12 protein-coding genes and 1 tRNA gene are annotated in these 15,776 nt (G+C 68.2%); 2 read left to right on the top strand and 11 right to left on the bottom strand.

Annotated elements, in window-relative coordinates; translation table 11 throughout:
* From GXP76_RS25950 to GXP76_RS25930, 5 genes are all read right to left on the bottom strand, one after another.
* Positions 1-1,528 (bottom strand): relaxase/mobilization nuclease domain-containing protein (locus tag GXP76_RS25950; protein ID WP_242574018.1); only part of this gene is annotated, 1,528 nt, incomplete at its 3' end.
* 4 nt (positions 1,529-1,532) lie between these two features.
* Positions 1,533-1,934 carry a plasmid mobilization relaxosome protein MobC gene (locus GXP76_RS25945; protein ID WP_242574017.1) on the bottom strand — a complete coding sequence of 134 codons (402 nt, stop codon included), beginning with the start codon at positions 1,932-1,934 and terminating at the stop codon, positions 1,533-1,535.
* A gap of 241 nt (positions 1,935-2,175) precedes the next feature.
* Positions 2,176-3,720, bottom strand: a complete 1,545-nt coding sequence (locus tag GXP76_RS25940; protein WP_242574016.1) for a hypothetical protein — start codon at positions 3,718-3,720, stop codon at positions 2,176-2,178.
* Positions 3,717-4,532, bottom strand: a complete 816-nt coding sequence (locus GXP76_RS25935; protein ID WP_242574015.1) for a hypothetical protein — start codon at positions 4,530-4,532, stop codon at positions 3,717-3,719. Before GXP76_RS25935 ends, GXP76_RS25940 begins: the two co-directional genes overlap by 4 nt.
* A gap of 3 nt (positions 4,533-4,535) precedes the next feature.
* Positions 4,536-5,441: a helix-turn-helix domain-containing protein gene (locus tag GXP76_RS25930; protein ID WP_242574014.1), complete on the bottom strand. Its 906-nt coding sequence runs from the start codon at positions 5,439-5,441 to the stop codon at positions 4,536-4,538.
* A gap of 1,022 nt (positions 5,442-6,463) precedes the next feature.
* Here GXP76_RS25930 and GXP76_RS25925 point away from each other — a divergent pair.
* Together GXP76_RS25925 and GXP76_RS25920 are read left to right on the top strand one after the other, a co-directional pair.
* Positions 6,464-6,784 carry a helix-turn-helix domain-containing protein gene (locus GXP76_RS25925; RefSeq protein WP_242574019.1) on the top strand — a complete coding sequence of 107 codons (321 nt, stop codon included), beginning with the start codon at positions 6,464-6,466 and terminating at the stop codon, positions 6,782-6,784.
* Between the two features lie 33 nt (positions 6,785-6,817).
* Positions 6,818-8,335 (top strand): LacI family DNA-binding transcriptional regulator, encoded by a 1,518-nt coding sequence (locus GXP76_RS25920; protein WP_242574013.1) that lies wholly within the window; start codon positions 6,818-6,820, stop codon positions 8,333-8,335.
* On the opposite strand, the gene GXP76_RS25915 is transcribed toward GXP76_RS25920, so the two are convergent.
* The 6 genes from GXP76_RS25915 to GXP76_RS25890 all read right to left on the bottom strand — a co-directional run bounded on the left by GXP76_RS25915 (position 8,320) and on the right by GXP76_RS25890 (position 15,734).
* Complete coding sequence (locus GXP76_RS25915) at positions 8,320-12,321, bottom strand: ATP-binding protein (RefSeq protein WP_242574012.1); 4,002 nt, start codon at positions 12,319-12,321, stop codon at positions 8,320-8,322. The genes GXP76_RS25920 and GXP76_RS25915 overlap by 16 nt on opposite strands.
* Positions 12,308-12,742, bottom strand: a complete 435-nt coding sequence (locus tag GXP76_RS25910; protein WP_242574011.1) for a DUF6375 family protein — start codon at positions 12,740-12,742, stop codon at positions 12,308-12,310. Before GXP76_RS25910 ends, GXP76_RS25915 begins: the two co-directional genes overlap by 14 nt.
* Positions 12,739-13,638 carry a radical SAM protein gene (locus GXP76_RS25905; protein ID WP_242574010.1) on the bottom strand — a complete coding sequence of 300 codons (900 nt, stop codon included), beginning with the start codon at positions 13,636-13,638 and terminating at the stop codon, positions 12,739-12,741. The genes GXP76_RS25910 and GXP76_RS25905 overlap by 4 nt, the downstream gene beginning before the upstream one ends.
* Before the next feature lie 181 nt (positions 13,639-13,819).
* On the bottom strand, positions 13,820-14,605 hold the full coding sequence (locus tag GXP76_RS25900; protein WP_242574009.1) for a hypothetical protein: 786 nt from the start codon (positions 14,603-14,605) through the stop codon (positions 13,820-13,822).
* Positions 14,606-14,727: 122 nt separating this feature from the next.
* Positions 14,728-15,417 carry a DUF488 family protein gene (locus GXP76_RS25895; RefSeq protein WP_277993837.1) on the bottom strand — a complete coding sequence of 230 codons (690 nt, stop codon included), beginning with the start codon at positions 15,415-15,417 and terminating at the stop codon, positions 14,728-14,730.
* A gap of 243 nt (positions 15,418-15,660) precedes the next feature.
* Positions 15,661-15,734: transfer RNA gene (locus tag GXP76_RS25890), tRNA-Pro, on the bottom strand.
* Positions 15,735-15,776 lie beyond the last annotated feature (42 nt).

Below are 15,776 nucleotides of genomic sequence, written 5' to 3'. Positions count from 1 at the left end.
GGGCGTCGTGGAGGGTGCGCTGGTTGAGGGCCTGGTCGAGGAGGGTGGTGGCGTTGTGGCCGGCTGTTTCGGCTTCGGCGAGGACGGTGGTGAGGGCGTCGAAGGCGGGGTCTGTGAGGATGCGTTCGGCGTGCCCGGGTGCTGTCTGCCTCAAGTACTGGGCGTACCGGCTCTTGGTGCTGGATCCGGGGGAACGGGCGGCGAGGTGGGCGAGGGCGGGTTCGGCGATGTGCCCGTATGCGGCCTGGAGGTGGACGAGAGTCTGCCGGGCTGCCGCTTCCTGCTGGGCGTGCTGGTGGGTGCGGTGCCAGTGGACCGCGAAAGCGACGGCGGTGAGGGCTGCGTCCAGGAGCATCGCGAGACCGGTGCCGTCCCGGTCCGGGGTGGGGTCGCGCCAGATTTTCTGGATGCTGCGGCGCAGGGCGCGGGCGCTGGTGTGGTCGGCTGTGATGCGGGAGCGGGTGGCGCGTTCGAAGGCGGTAGCGGCCCGTTCGAGTTCCGCCCGTGCCCCAGGTGGTGCGGTGACCGGTAGCAGTTCGAGTGTCGCGCCGAGCGCGACGAGCTGCCCCTGGGCCACGGTCTCGTTGTGGTGGGTGAGGCGGTGGGGGATGAGTTCGGTGGCCGCGGTGGCCTGGTGCCAGGGGTCGGCCGGGCGGGCGGCGACCGGTTCGGGGGTGGTGTCGTGGAGGCGGTGGCGGATCTTGGGGAGGGAGAGGTCGGGGGCGAGGGTGGATCCCGCGTACCAGACGGGCCGGCCGTGGCGGTTGGTGTCGCCGGGCAGGGCGATGCTGTAGCCGGTGACGTCGCCGGACGGCTCGGTCTTGGGCCGCACCATGACACCGGTGGCCACCAGGAGGGTGAAGAACTCGCTCTCGCTGGAGGCGGCGGCGACCGCGCGGCGTATGCGCGTGCGCAGGATTTCGCGGGGCGTGACGCTCTGCCCCTGGCGTCGGGCTTTGAAGTGTTCCTTGCTGGTGGGGCGTTTGGCGGCAGTGCCGTCACCGGGCTTCAACCGCCGCAGGCTGTAGTCGGTTTCGATCTGGCGGGCTTCGCGCTGGACGGCGCGGATGTCGTGGTCCCGTCGCGGGCGGCGGCCGTCCTGGCGCACCAGGGTGGCGGCGATGTGGATGTGGTCGTCCGCGTGGCGTACGGCCACCCACCGGCACGCTTCCCCGTCTCCCGGCGGGGCGATGCCGGCGGCGGCGACGATCCGCCGGGCGATGTCCGCCCACTGGACGTCGGTCAGGATGGGGTCTTCGGGTGCGGCGCGGACGGGGCAGTGCCACACGGTGTACCTGGGCGCCTTGTCGCCCAGCATCCTCACGGGCTGGTCGAGCTGCGCGGTGAGCTGGGCCTCCACGTCCTTCGGATTGCGGTGGGGGCTGCGGCCGGGGTCGGGGGCGAAGTTGTTCCAGGACGCGACGAGGTGCGGGTCGGTGTGCTCGTTGGCCCGGCCCTTGCCGAAGAGGTAGCCGATCGTGCGGCGTGTGGCATGCGGGCCCGCACCGAGAATGATCTTCGGTATCAACGGTTCACCGTCCGTCGGTGACCCGGGCGACGGCGGTGTCCACCTCGTTGATCGATGCCTCGATACGCTCCAGGAGCCTTTGGACGGTGGTCGGGTCGGGCCACGGATGGTCCTGGTTGAGGTGCCATACGAGCTGGTTGAGGTTGCCGCCCACTTTGCCGAGCTGCCCGTTGGCGGCCATCAGCGCCTTGACCATCGACCGGTAGTCGGCCACCGCGGCGGCGGGGTCCTCGGTGCGGGCGGCGGCAAGGGAGCACTCGGCGACGTAGCCGCCCGTCGTCATGCGGCTCAGGGCGGCGGCGCTCTCGACGAGGGTGAACTCGTCGTTGTTGTAACGGGGGTGGACGCGGCGCTCGCGCAGCTTCTTGTCGCGCAGTCGACGACGCGGCACGGGCTTCTGCGGCACGCTCGGCAACACAGCGGTGACTTCTCCCTCGGTCGGCACCCCCGGGCCGGCCGACCCCGGTGCCCCCCAGGCGCCGGACACCTCCGCCCCCCTCGGGGCGGAGGCCGGGTAAGGACTCCTTACCCGACAACTTGCTCCGCCTGACGTCGAGTTGGTGTCTGCCTCACGGGCTTTGTGAGTTGGGGAATTCTGCGGGTCCGCCATACGGGTTCGGCTCCTTGTCGTGAGTGGTTGTCGAGGGTCAGGTGGTGGTTTCGGTACGCAGGTTCTGCAGGATGAGGCCCAGGCGGTCGTTCCGGCCGCCTGTCAGACCTTCTTGGCGGAGGATTTCCCGCAGTTGAACCCGGGTGACGGTCTCGTTGCCGTCCCGCTCCAGGAGCGCCGGGACGTGAGGCAGAACCCTGGTGACGAGCTGCTCCACCGGCAGCGCCGATCCCCTCGACGCGCCCTTCGCCTGGCGTGCACGGGTCCGCTTCCGCTTCCCTTTCCCCTTCGGCTTCCGCCGTGCGGGGACCGAGCCACCACGGCCCCGGTCCCCGCCACGCCCGGTCCCCGAGCTGGTCCCGGTCCCCGTGTCGGTCCCGCTCGGTCCCCGGTCCCCAGTCGGGTCGGTCCCCGACTCGGTCCCCGACTCGGTCCCCGACTCGGTCCCCTTCGGTCCCCGGCGCGGTTGGGGGGTCTGAGCAGGCATATCGCCCGCGAAACGCTCGGTCCCCGTGTCTCGGTGCCAGCTTTCGGGGACCGGCCCCCGTCCGGTCCCCACGTCGGTCCCCGTGCTGTGGCTTGTGCTGTTGGGGACCGGTCCCCGTTCGGTCCCGGCTGTCCGGTCCCCGACGGGTTCGGTATCCGTGCGGGGACCGTCGCCGGGGACCGAGGCGGTCCGGGCCTGCGCTGAGGGGACCGTGCCTGACCCCGGATCAGCCGGCATGTCGTGCGCGGTGATCCAAAGGGAGGGGAGGGGGACGGTGGCGAGGGCGCGTGCGTGCCGTCTGGCGGCGAGCTGGTCGAGGAGCTGCGCGCGCTGCTGCGGGTCGGTACCGACGGCGGCTCTGCCGAGTGCCTTCGACAACTTCCGCGTGAGGCGTCGCCCACGCCACTTCTGCCACTGCTGGGGGGTGTGTTCGGCGAGTCGGGTGGCGAGGGTGACGGCGCGGGCGGTGGCGCGGTCGCGGGTGATCTGCGCGGCGTCACGGTCGCGGGCTGCGATGCCCAGACGTGACAGGAGGCGCTCGCGTGCTTCCCGTCCGAGGCTGGCGATGAGGCCCTGTGAAGCGGCGTCCGGCTTGTGCAGTCGCAGCTCGATGCCCATGGCCAGGTGCCAGAGCATCGCGGCCATGACGGGGCCGACGAAGGCCCGTACGGTCCCGCCGACCGGACCCGACTCGGCATAAGCGGGGATGATCTGTACGCCGGTGATGACCCACACCAGGGTGCCGGGCAGCCCCGGCGTGCCCTGGCTGTTCAGGTTCTGCCGGGCCATCAACGCGGTCGCGAACAGGGCCAGTTCCGCAGCGCCGAACATCGCGGCACGCTCCAGGGTGCCGGCCATGTCGAGGTAGTCGGCGGCGAAGCGCCAGGATGTGTCGGCGCTGTAGGCCGTGCAGCCGACCGCCGCGAGCGCCGCGACCTTCACCGCCGGACTGCCCGGCCGACGCTCGCTCCATTCGGCACGCCGTCGGCGGGCCCATCCCGCTGCCGCGAGGGCGACCACGCCGCTGACCGCGATCCCAGCCGCGAGCAGCGCAGGCGGGCCGGTTATCGAACCGGGGGACGGGAGGTGGCTCATGCGGCCTTTCCGGTAGGGGAGTTCGCAGTGTCGACCGACGGCGGGTGGGTCACCGGCTCGTCCGTACTGGGGCCGTTGGGCGTGGGTCGGCTGCTCGTCGAGCTGGGCCTTGGACGCTCGGAGGTCGTTGCAGGCTGCTGAGTGTGCTGCGCTGCGGCGGATTCGAGTCGGCTCGGGTGGGGTGTGGTCCGGGGGGCGTTGCCCCTGGTGCCGCCGTCGGGGCCGACGCGTCTGCGGCGGCAGGGCTGTCCCTCGGGGGCGTGGCACCACTCGCACTGGACACCGATGGCATCCGGTCGGCCCTGTGCGATGGCTGCCTCGCGGGCCGCGCGGGTGGGCCGGTAGGTGGCCAGCTGCGTGCGGACGTGCGGGGGTATGCAGGAGCCGATCTCCCTCAGCCGCCCCTCCAGATCGGGACGCGCCCGCCCGCCGGTGAGGGCCCGGTGCTGCGCGGGCTCGACGCTTCCGGTGGCCACGGCCCTTCGTGTGCGGGCCAGTTCGGCGGTCCAGGCGGCCTGGTCGTCCGGATCGGCGGACGGGGTGGGGTCGGTGTGCCGCTGGAGGCGGTCGCGGCGGTAGGCGTTCCACCGGCGAGCGATGTCCGCGGGGAGGATCGGGTACGGCGAGTTGAGGATGTGTTCCCGCGCGACGAGGCGGGTGTCCCATCCGTGCCCGGTGTCCAGGGGCACGTCGCCGAGCAGGTGGTGCCACTGGGCTATCTGATCGCGGGCCTCGCCGGTGTCGGTGCGGATGAGGCGCGGGTCGAGCCGGCCGATGTAGGCCAGCAGAGCGCCGACTTCGTTGGGAATCACGTGCTACTCCATTCCGTTCGGCTCGTCGAGCGCGGCGCGCAGGGCAGCGGTATGGGCCTGAACCCGGGTCATTCCGCCGCCGGTGGGGCCTTGGCCGGGCAGGGCGTAGAGATTCGGGCGGCTGAGGGTGGGGTTGTGCTCGCGGACGATCCAGGACCGCCAGTCCGCCGCCCACGCTCCTGCCGTACGGGGCTCGAAGTCCGCGCGGTGGGCACGCCACTTCGCATCGGCGGCGGCGAGACCCTGTTCGCCGAGTCGGTCGAAGTGGCCCTGCCGACGGGCCCAAGCCTGGGTGTCCGGATCGGCCTGCCACTGGTCGGCCGAGGTGACCGGGGCAGCACCACTGCTGCTGTACCTACTACGGTTCACCTTCGGTTCACTACGGTTCTGGGGGCCGGTTTCTGACCCTTCCGGGGGTCGGTTTCCGACCCGTCGGGGGGTCGGATTCTGACGTGAGGGGGCAGATTCCGACCCGGTCGGAATCTGGCGACGGGGGTCGGATTCCGACCCGTCCCTGGGCCGGATGCCATATCTCCGCAGCCGCTTTCCGTCCAGCTCAGGCACCGGATCGGAGGCGGTCGGCGGCTCGACAATCGCCTCGGGGTCGTCCTTCGTGGCTGCGGCGGCCTTGGCGAGTTGTGCGGCGGTGCGCGGCAGCCGGTAGACCGTGCTGCGCTGCGGGCCGATGAAGGCGTCCAGCATCTCCAGCTCGCCGCTCGCCGCGAGGGCGGTCAGAGCGCCGCGCACGGCGTTGCGGCTCGCGTTCGTCCGCTGCATGAGAGACGCGACCGAGGCCCAGGCGACGCACTGCCCGTCCGGCACCCGGTCGGCGATCGACAGCAGAACCAGGCGCGCGGTCCCCCGGCTGGAGCTGCGCTCCCACACCCACTCACGGGCATCCTTGCTCATCGGCCGCCCCGGAGGCCGGCCGCGGTGGGACCAGGCGGCCGGCTCGGCCTCGGGGCATGGGAGACGCCTACGGCGGGCTGGGCCGTAAGGTCGGGCATGGAGGTTCCTCACCCGGTGGCCAATGGGCTGGCACCCATGGCACACCGTTGTGTTCGTCGCGGAAGGGCGAATCGGCAGGGGACTTGGCGGCTCCCGGCGCTCTGCGCGCCGGGAGCCGGTCTCATTTCCGGGCGGGCGAATCCAAGAAGCCACACCCACGCCGCACAAGTCCAGCATTCACCGGAGAAAACAGACAGCTGTCGGCGAACACCTGCCGCAGGGCCTTTCTCTAACGGTAGACCCGAAACGCCGGTTGACGAAAAAGCCCGCGCACCGGCAAAGCCAGAAGCATCACATCCCGGAAACCTTGCACAGCCGCCGGGACCCGAGCTACAACACACAACCCCACGTAAGACCACACCTCAAGAGTCGATCCCACCACTCATGGCCGCGTCCTGGGAGCCCCCGCTCAACTTCCCTATGGCGGTGAAGCGGAGCGCAACATAGCCGGAGAACGCCGGTTCACCAAACCGGCGAACGCGAGGTACAAATTTGGCTATGGAAATCAGACCGCTCGCAAGGGTCGCCAGGAATCCGGGGTGACCCCATCATTGAATTCCTCCGCACCCGGCACGGCATCGACAAGTGTCAACTCGTCCACCCGGCAACCGCTTTGGAACGCCCGGCGACCAACACCGCCGCGTGCCCGCATCGAACGCACCCACGACGCCCCGGTATCGACGACCTCGCCGTCAGTGCAGGCGCGCTGCGCCTCTTGCCCTCCGCACCGCTGCGGGAGCCAACGGCCCCTAGCCAGGCCGACCCCTCAGCCCTTCCGCGATCAACACCCAAGGCGCCGCCCAGGGATGCCAGTCCCGCGCGCCGGAACAGGAACGTTCTTGCACCGCTCCCATGCCTGCCAAGGCAGACACCCCTTGCATCAACCTGCAATACGCCGTGTCTCCGCGCCGGCCGTCGATACCTTGCCGCGCCTCCACCGCCCCGAAGAAGTCGCAGTCGTCCTCGGTTGCTCCGCCTGGTGGGTCAAGGACCGCGCTCGTCGGCGGCTCATCCCATTCACCCGTGTCGGACGCGCCTATCGCTTCACCGGCGAACACCTTGCCGAGATCGTCCGCATACACGAGGAGCGTCCGGAACGAAAGGCACAGCGTCCCAGGGGAATCGCTACGTCCGCCACAAAGCCCGCAACGCGGCAGCGCACCGAGGCAGCCGCGTCCACTACCCGTCTCAAAGCCCGCCCGCCGAGCCGCAGACTCAAGCCAGAGTATGAAACCGCCGCTTAAGGCACCCCCGTACGACAGGAGGGAGGGAGAACAGTGGGGTACGCCGAGAAGCGCAGCGGCTATTGGCGCGGCCGGTACAAGATCGAAGATGGCAAGTACGGCACGGTCGCCGATTCCGTGGGCGCCGTCGTCAAATTCGCGACCAAGCGCGAGGCCAAACAGGCTGCAGACGCGGAAGAAGTTGCCGTTCGGCGTGGCCAGTGGCTAGACCCGGGCCTGGGTCAGGAGACCTTCGGCGAGTACGCGAGTCGCTGGTACGCGGGTCAGGATCTGGCCGCCTCGACGATGCAGAACTACAAGCGCCATATCGAGGAGCACCTTCTCCCCGACTTCGAGGACAGGGCGCTCATGGGCATTCTGCGGACGGACGTCGCCGCCTGGGAGAAGAAGGAGAAGGCGGTGTACGCGGCCTCCAGCGTCAAGACCTGGCGCTCGACGCTCCACCTGATCTTCGAGGACGCGATCGACGAGGGCCTGATCACCTCCAACCCGGCGGCCAGGCGCCGTGGGCGTGGCAAGCGCGCCGGCCGCTCACTCGATCGTGGCCCGGAGAAGGTCGTCACCGACGCGCTCGGCATCCTGCTGACCGCCGAGCGGGCGGCCCTGCTGTCCGGACGTGACGACGAGTTCGTCGCCGTTGTCCTCAAGGGCTACACGGGGAAGCGCTGGGGCGAAGTCGTCGGCCTGGAAAGGGAGTTCGTTCGCCCAGGTGCGTTCCGCGTCGAGTGGCAGCTGTACGAGCTGGACACCGGCGAGATGGTGCGCTGTCCGCCGAAGGACGACAGCTACCGCACCATCGATTCGATGGGCTGGCTGTCATCTCTGGTGTTCGATCACATCGCCCGTACGAAGCCGACACCCTGCCCCTGCCATGGGAGGACGTACGTCTTCCGCGGCCAAGGGACAGCGCGTACCGGCAGTCATCAGGGTGCGAAGCTCATCGATGTCGCGCGGGTGGCCGGGGTCTCAACGGGGACGGTGTCCAACGTGCTTAACCGTCCCAACCGCGTTGCCGAAGCCACACGGGTGCGGGTCGAGACGGTCGTTTCCGACCTCGGCTTCGTACGAGGCGGCACGATGTCGGAGCATGCGGCCCACTGGCGCCGAAACGGCTTCGCCACCTGGCTGTTCACCCCGGCAGCCTCCGGCTGGTACCCGAAGAAGGCACCGCAGGAGGCCCGTCCCGTGCCGCTGCTCGGCGAGCCGTGGCCGGGAGTTCCGGCACGGGGGCGCGGCGCCACCGGTCGAGCCAACGCCTGCTGGCTCCCGATCGCCAAGGGCCTCACACCTCACGGTCTTCGCCACACCCACCGCACGATGATGGAGGACCTAGGCACCGAGAAGGTCCTCATGGACCAGCGCATGGGCCACATCGACGGCTCCGTCTCGGCGCGCTACGCACACGTGACGCCGGGCATGCGGCGACGGCTCCTAGGCGGGCTGACGGAGCGATGGGAGAGTGCGCTTGATGCCCGAAGGGCGATGTGCCCGACCTCGCCGGTAGCGGTACTCGACTCGCTGCTTCAAGGTAGGTCCTACGCGCTGCGCTGATCCGCCTCGAGTATCCGGATGTGGCGCCACACATGCGCGTAGCTGCGGTGCACCGCGCGCATCCAAGAAGGAACAGAGGGCCAGTCGGCGGCCACCTCGCGCTCGCCCCAAGCCACCTGCATGGTCCGGCGGTCACCGGCGAAGTCCTCGACAAGATCGCGGCGCAAGAAGAGCAGGTGGCCCCGCCAGGGCTTGTCCACACGGAAGACTGCGGAGGCGCGTCGGCCGTCCAGGCCCACGAGATCCACAGTGCCGGGCAGTTGGCGCAGGCCGAACCTGGCAGCGAACTCGAACGACGGCACGTCGTAACCCCCTCCTAGCCCGGTCTCCGAAGTGCTGTCTGGGGCGAACTCCACGGCTACCTGGTCGAGCCTGATGCCGTCGTCCTGCCAGTCGCGCTGCAGCGCACGGTGCGGGAAGGCGTCTCGGGCATCGTCGTCGAAGGTCAGCTCGAATCGGGGGCTCCACGGCATCTCAGCGGCCAGCACGTTGCGGACCATCGGCAGCTGTGGGAAGAAGTGGTTTCCCAGATACTGGCGCTCGCTGGCGAGCCGTTGGGCGGACTCCGCGTCATCCGGTTCCAGGAGGAGGGTGCGGAAGAACCCGAACACTGTCCGACCGTCGTGGCGGTGGTCCAGATAGCCCTCGACCAAGAGCCAGCCGCCCTTCACTCCGTGGATTTCCTCGGGTGACCACAGCTCGTCCGGTACGACCACCGTCCCCGAGGTGAGCCACGTCTGGTCGTCCGCGGGCTCGACGGGCGCCCACAGCGGAAGGGGCATGGGCGCCGCCGGGGGCCTGGCGGGGAAGGTCGGGTCGATGTCGGGCATCAAGCGTTCTGCGTCCCCGAAGGGGGCTGGTGCGCGGCCGACCTCCACGAGGCGGCCGATCATTTCGTGGTAGGCGATCCAGCCGTACTTTTTGCCGTACCGCTCCACCCTCCTTTTGGTGCTGTAAGGGCGCTCGGCGTTCGCGGCAATGGACTGTTCGACGCTGCCGAATTCCTTCTCACGCCATCCCAGTTCCCAGACGCGAGCCATGACTTCGGCGCGGGCCCTGCGGTAGTCAGGATGGTTGAAGTCGTAGTTGCCCCTGCCGTTGATGGCGGCCCCGATGATGTAGTTCTCGAAGTCCATGCCGAAGGTGCGGTCGCACTCCTCGGCGTTGGGGTCGTCGTCCGCCATAGCCTTTGCGGGCGCTATGGCGGCGAACCGCGTCGCCAGGGCATCGACCCCGTCCGGGATAGCGGCGGGGTGGAGGGCCCCGGCGAATTCAAAGGTTGCCCGTACGTAGCCGCGCAGTTGTTCGTGGGAGGTGGGTGTGGTCCCGCCGTCGAGGAAGCGGTCGCGCAGTTGCATCAGCCAGTCCCGCAGCGCGCCTTCGAGCGATCCGCCGGGATCGGGCATTTGGTGGGCGCTGACGGCGCCGAACGCTGCGGCGACCACCCGTTCGATGACGTAGGGGTCATCGATATCGAGCATCCGGGCGGCGAGGTCGAACAGACGCTTGGGTTCTGGCCTGCCGTAGCGCTGCAGGGCTTTCGTCGCCAGGTCCCGCAAGCTCGTGTCCGTGGAAGTCAGTAGCCAGGCGATGGCCAGCGCGTCCAGATCGTCGCTCTCAGCGCGATTGCTGCTTCCGGACCACCTGTCGATCGCTCGTTCCAGGTCTGCCGTCAGCCGGCCTGGAGCCTGCCCTCGAGCCCATTCGGTCCAGCGCAGGTCACGTTCGGGAAGGGGCAGCTGGCGCAGGACGCGGTCGAGGAATACGGCATTCAGGCGGTGCGGGGCGGACCTGCGGACCTCCCACAGACGGCCGAACGCTGGTCGGCCTTTCCTTTTGCCGGGATGCGCGGTAACGAGCGCGGTTGCGAGGGCGTCGACGGTCTCGTTGTCGAGGAAGTCCGACTCGGTGGTGAGTTCCTGGGCGAGCACCAACGAACGGTGCTCATCCGGGGCGACGCGCCACAGGTGGTGCCGGGTGAAGCGGCGTGGCAGCAGTGAGATGAGACTGATGAGGATGTCCTCGCCGAGGGGATGCGCCTGGTCGCCCAGGAGAGACTGCCAGAGAGCCGCCTCTGCGAGCTGCTCGTTGACGTCTGCGGGGGGAATACGTCCCAGAATCGCGTCGGCGATCAAGTATCCAGCGAGGCGATCAAAAACGAAGCCGCACTCAGTGTCGTCGGAGCCCCTGATCTCTTCGCGGAAGATCACTCCCTCCTCTACGAGGCGCCGGAGCAGGCTTTCGTCCCAGTTCGGCTGGTCCGCGTCGAGGATTCTTCGCGCTCCGTCGAACGGGAGCCGACGGACGTTGTGCGTCCACACGTGTCTCGCCAGAGCCCTGAGGCGGCGCTGGATCTGGTCCGCCGGCACCGGGATGCGAGCCGGATCCTGGGCCAGCCGCTCCACCACGCCCTCGCGGTACAACTCGAAGACACCGATGAGAGATTGAGGCAGCGCCTCCACGCCCACCGGCACTCGGCGGTCGTGGTTTGCGGCCTCGCAGTACATGCGGACGAAGAGCGGGTTGTGGAACTCTCCCATCGGTAGCCAGGCGTCGGCCGGGTTGATCAGGTAGTGACGGAAGTAGACGCGGAGGATGTCGTCGACTTCCGCGCGCTGCCACTCCAGTTCCAGGTGCACCGTGTCCTTCGGGAGGGCTTGGTCGGCGAGCGCCTCGCGGAGGGTGACGATCACCGCCACGTGAGGGTAGGCGCCCAGGGCAGGTGCCAATCCCGCGAGGAGCGTCCTCCACTCCGACGGCCGTTCGGCCTCGTTCAGGCCGTCGATGATCAACGGAATTCGGCAGCCTGCGCGGTTCCCGGCTGAGTTGAGAGCTTCCAGTAGGTCCTCGAAGTAATCGACCTTAAGTCCGGGGATCCTTCGCGCGAGGTCGTGGAGGGTCCCGCCGGCGCGCAGGTTCCCGCCCTGGATGAAGACTCCTGCCGTGGGCTGGTCGTTCGGTGAGGTCATCTGCGCGGCAAGGTGCGTCTTGCCCTGTCCCGCGGCAGCGATGACAGCGAGCAGGGGGGCTTCGGTGTCCGCCCGTGCGTCGTGCAGCCACTGGACGATGTCGCGGATCTCCGCGCCGAGACCGGTAACCAGCAGCGCTTCGGGCAGGCGACGCTGCCTCAGTTTGAGCACCAGGCGTCGCAGCGTTCGGGGAGTGGTTGCGGGCGGTCGCTGTTCGGCGAGGCGCTCGCGGACCTCCCAGGGCCGGAGGCTCGTTCCGGCGTCAAGGGTCTCCCGCAGATCGTCGACGAATCGGTCCAGGTCGTCGGCAATTTCTACGGCGTCTTGGCGGAAGGTATTGTCGAGGCCGTCGATGGCCGTGCGCAGTGCCTGGATCCGGGCTGCGATGTCGTCGGTGCGCTGCTGCAGCCACTCGAACGACACCGGGCGCAGCAAGGCCCGGTCGATGCGACGCTCCACGTGGTGGGAGGTGTGCAGCCGTGGCGTCCACCGTGCCTCGACGGGTGCAACAGATCGCTTGTGGGCTTGCGATAGTACGTCTGCGGTGAGGGCGAGTTCACCGAAGAAGGTGGAGCGGAGCTCGTCGTGTCCCGCGAGCTGGTCGTCGTAGTTCTCGATGGACCAGAGTTTGACGCTGACCCCCTGCTGACCGAGTCCGTTGATCCATTCCTCGTCCCCCTTGGCGGGCCGCTCTGGAAGGCAAAGCACAAAGTCGGTCAGCCCTACGACGTGCTCGATCGCCTTGGACAGCGAGTCCTCGATCTTCTTGCGCTGGCCTGCGCTGAGCTCATTCTTGCTGTTGAGGATGAACCACTTGCACGACCAACCCCAGACGCGGCCGGGGGCGCCGAGAGCACCGGCGTGGTCGACGTGCAGGTAGAACTCGACGCCGGGCTGGTTGCGGCGTTCGCGCATCGTGCCCAGCGCGCCGTAGCGGCGGGAGACGATGGCCCGTGTGAGTGCTTCGAAGTTCCGGTCGGCGGCGCCGGGCAGACGTTCCAGATCAGTCAGATCCACTGTCGCTCCGCGTGCTTGCATCCGACCGAGTGATCGTGTCCTCGTCCCATTCGTGACGGGAGAAGATCTCGACTTTCGCGCCGTAGTGGAGAAGTGCCTTCAGGAATCCCTGGACGTCGGACTCGTCGGTCCAGATCCGGACCGTCTCTCCGGTGCGGGTGACGGTGTGGTCAAGGGCGAAGACGTCGACGTCGTACCTCCCCATGTCGTACAACTTCATTTCGGCGAGTGCTTCGCCGAGTTCGCGAGGCATGCGCTCGCCAGGGCTCTGCCAGTCGTCATCGGACCACGCGTCCTCGGCAAGAGCCTTCAGAGCGTCCATGCGCTCCTCCGCTGCCTTGGCACCGGTGACCGTCTGAAATCGGCCGATCAAGACTAGGTCCATCGAGTGCTCCGAGCCGTAGCCGTTCCAGATCCTCATCGCGCCTCCCTCAACGCCTGCACGGCTTCCATGATGGAGCCCCCGACCGACAATCCCGTGGGCGCGTAGGCGTGAGGGCGCAGGACGCCGGTCGCGTCGACATGCATGTGTGCGTCGAGGGGGCGCTCGCTTGGGACGGCCTCCGCCGTGGGCAGCATGGCTTCGAGGCCGGTACGGGAGATCGCGAGCCGAACCCCGTTCCTGGCAGTTGCGGCCCATTGGACGAGGCGCTGCGCGTCGGCGTCGCTGATACCGGGAGTTGCCGCGGTCGGTTGCTCCGGAAGAAGCAGGAGTTCGGACGCGCCGACCTCGTCGGCGAACTCTGCGAGGTCATCCAGTTCGCCGACCGTGTCGGCATTGATGACAGCGTTGATGCCGAACGGGGCGAGAGAGCCGAGCAACCCGGCCGCCTGGACCACCCCCGCGAACGGCCGGCCGCGGAGCCGCTCGTAGGTGGCTCCGACCCCGTCGACTGACAGACGGACAAAGTGCACGGCCCCACGCAGGGATTCGACGAGCTCGGATGTGAGCCGGTGCCCATGGGTCGTGAAAGTCACCGCCATAGACGTGGACTGGGCTATGTCCCCACACAGTTGGGCGAACCTTCGGTACGCGGTCGGTTCCCCTCCTCCGAAGCCGACACCGAGGCACCCGGCAGCATCGAGCTCGATCGCCCATGCCAGCACACGCTCCCTGTCGAGTGCGGCGGCGTGCTTGGGCGCGTAGCAGTAGGCGCAGCGAAGTTCGCAGGCGTTAGTCAGCGCGACGGACAGGTACCGCGGAGCGCGGGAAAACTGCTCAGCGGGAACAGGCACCTCGTCGAGCAGCACGTTCATTCCCGAGACGCGGTCGAACAGGTGAACACCAGCTGCGGACAGGCGAATCTTGCACGTCACTGACAGCATGATGCCACCGCTGCCGGTGACGCCGGGCGGGACCGTGCAAGGTCGTTGGTGCAGTGCCCTCAGTTAGGTGTCGGGTGCGTTGTAACTGAGCGCGGCACTTACAAGGGCGTAGGAACGGCGGCTGGGGCCCCGATGTGGCTGGCCCACGGGACAGTGCCCTGCGTACTCACCCTCACAGGTCGAACAGGCTCTCTTGGAAGTTCTCGACGACATCCCGCCGCGGGTAGAACAGGCCCAGCAGCAGGAAAGTCTTGGGACGGACCGCGACGTTCCCGACGAAGCAGTGCACGGCCTTCTCCGAAGAGACCATCCGGTCGAACCAGCGCTCGCGAAGCTTCTCCTCCACGCCGTCCTTCCCGTACTGGCGAACGAACTTGCGGTACGACTCGCCTGCCTCCCAGTCCCTCAGCCCCATATCGTGACCACCACACTCCCGATCCGCGCATCGGAAGGTGTACCGGAACTCAAGTGGCACCCATTCCAGTTGGCGAAGGTCCTGCGCGAGTAGATCCAACTGATCAGTCAGGGCCGCCTTTGAAGCTGGCCAGGGCTCAGCAGGAGCGAAGCGGAAGCCGGTGAACTCTTCTGGGCGGAAGACACCAAGCGACGTCCCTCGCCGTTCCTGGTCCTGCTTTATGGAGCACAAGGACGGCGCCACGAGGGGCTGAACATGCGAGAAGCGTTCGCGCCAGCCGTCCGCTGTCCCGAGGCGCTCGATGACCTTGAGAGTCTGCAGGTTGGGGCGCAAGCTCTCGGGACGGCGGTCCCCAGGGTGTCGCTGCACGTCGACTTCGACGATTGAGTACTTGGCGAACTGGCTTTCTTCGTTCAGCAACCGGAACGGAACCGGAAAGAGCCGCACATGCTGGGGCGTTCCCTGGTCGAGCCGTATGCCGGCCACGCAGCTCGTCTCGTGGTACTTCGCGGACAGTTCCGGATAGGTCTTGACCGTGATCATGATCCGTGCGCGCTCTCGACTCCCCGATCCCATGGTTGCCCCCTCCATAGATCTCCCGATCTGATGATTGGAGGAGAGGCACGCGATGCGGGCAAGAGCGCGTGCAGGAGCGAGGGGTGAAGTCAGGCCAGGGGAATTACCGGCACGGCGGCTCGCTTGCGAACCGTCTCGAGGACGACCTGCCGGTGGCAGCGCCTCTCGTCCTTCTCGAAGCACAACACCGCCACCCGCGACTGCTGGGCATGCCCCGCGAGGCGGTCAAGGTCGGCCTGTGCCTCCTCGGACCGCAACAGGCCACGGAAGCGCGCGCGTCCCACCTCGACCCGGCCGTCCCAGAAGGGCTCCCGGTTGTCCTTCGGATTGCCCAGGCCACGCAGGTGCGTGTACTCGATACCAGCCTCCGCCAGGGCATCTCCGAGGCGGGTCTTGCTGAAGCCCTTCTTGCGACTGATCGGCGTGAGCCGTACATCCGCCACGACACCGATGTAGCTGTCGACGAGCGCGGCGACGAACGAGTCGATGTCCCGACCTTCGTATCCGGCCGACCAAAGGCCAGGCGTGACGGCCGGGACCTGGGTCGCCCGGAACAGATCATCGAGAGAGACCGCAAGAGCCTCGGCCACCGAGCCAACGGTCAGGAAACCTGGCTGGATCGCTCCCCCGCTCTCTAGGCGGCCCAGCGTTCCGACGGCGATGCCTGCCTCGATTGCCAGCCGTTCCCGCGTCCACCCACGGTCTTCCCTTAACGCACGTACCCGCTGGGCGAGCGTACGGGCCCGGTCGTGAGAAGGAGCTGAGCGATGATCTGCCATATGCGGTGTTCCTAACGACCGTTGGGGCGGCCCGCACGGGTGTTCCTGGTCAGCTACGAGCCCGGATTCGCGAATGCGCAGGTCATCGGGCGCGCGAGCGCCGCTGTTCCTGCGGCACCGGAGACTGCTCCCGGGAGAAGCCGACCAAGATCTTCTCCCAGATTTCTCCCAAGCGATCTCCAGGAACCAATCAGGGACCCGACCCGCAATGCGGATCAGGCCCCTGAGCTGGCGTTTTAACTGTCGGGGTGGCGGGATTTGAACCCACGACCTCTTCGTCCCGAACGAAGCGCGCTGCCAAGCTGCGCTACACCCCGATGTCGCCCGTGTCGCTGCGACATCGATTACTTTAGCCCACC

Origin of the sequence: Streptomyces sp. NP-1717, assembly GCF_022695985.1 — a bacterium.
Lineage (GTDB): Bacteria > Actinomycetota > Actinomycetes > Streptomycetales > Streptomycetaceae > Streptomyces.
Note: the sequence above shows the minus strand (reverse complement) of the source record. Positions and strands in the feature narration are given on the sequence as shown.

Coding starts and splice junctions, on each gene's coding strand:
- GXP76_RS25940 (WP_242574016.1), bottom strand. CDS start 3,720: ATGAGCCACCTCCCGTCCCCCGGTTCGATAACCGGCCCGCCTGCGCTG.
- GXP76_RS25930 (WP_242574014.1), bottom strand. CDS start 5,441: ATGAGCAAGGATGCCCGTGAGTGGGTGTGGGAGCGCAGCTCCAGCCGG.
- GXP76_RS25910 (WP_242574011.1), bottom strand. CDS start 12,742: ATGAGGATCTGGAACGGCTACGGCTCGGAGCACTCGATGGACCTAGTC.
- GXP76_RS25900 (WP_242574009.1), bottom strand. CDS start 14,605: ATGATCACGGTCAAGACCTATCCGGAACTGTCCGCGAAGTACCACGAG.
- GXP76_RS25895 (WP_277993837.1), bottom strand. CDS start 15,417: ATGGCAGATCATCGCTCAGCTCCTTCTCACGACCGGGCCCGTACGCTC.